Below are 593 nucleotides of genomic sequence, written 5' to 3' on the forward strand. Positions count from 1 at the left end.
ATGGCAAGAGGCAATGGAGCAAGCCAAGGGCAAAGCTGAGGTTATTATAGCAAAACAACGCCATGGTCCGACAGGAATCGTTCCCCTTGCCTTTCAACCCGACTTTACATGCTTTAGTGATTTGGAAAAATAGGAGCAGAAAAATGCGTTAAAGAGAGCTTTAAATACCCTTTGAAAAGCATTTGAAGACCCTTTAAAACTCTTTGAGAAAAAATAAATTGGTACAAAACCTAGTGGCAAAATATACAAAACCCGCTGGCAAGCTACAATCATAAAAGTGCTGTGGCGGAGGGGGTGGGATTGCTATATTTATATAAAATCAATAAGTTATATAAAAGTTAGGGAGTTTTGATTCCGTTGATTTTATTAACTTATTTCTCTGTCTATCCCGAACCTTTTTATAGCTTATTCTCAATCATTTTATCCAAATATGCAACCAGATTTTCTAGTATCTTGCTTGACTCTTATTTTTATTAATCGTATAGTGTTGGTATACGATAAGGGGCGTTAATGGCAATTGTGAGTTTCAAGCATAAGGGCTTAAAATTATTTTATACAACAGGTTCCACAAAAGCTATTCGACCAGATCACGT

General features: G+C 36.3%; 1 protein-coding gene. It reads left to right on the plus strand.

The annotated features are described in order from the left end of the window. Positions 1–133 (plus strand): DnaB-like helicase C-terminal domain-containing protein (locus tag ACFIMQ_RS09680; RefSeq protein WP_375703958.1); only part of this gene is annotated, 133 nt, incomplete at its 5' end. Between the last annotated feature and the right edge of the window lie 460 nt (positions 134–593).

Source organism: Bartonella sp. AD13SXNS (genome assembly GCF_042196465.1).
Taxonomy (GTDB): domain Bacteria; phylum Pseudomonadota; class Alphaproteobacteria; order Rhizobiales; family Rhizobiaceae; genus Bartonella.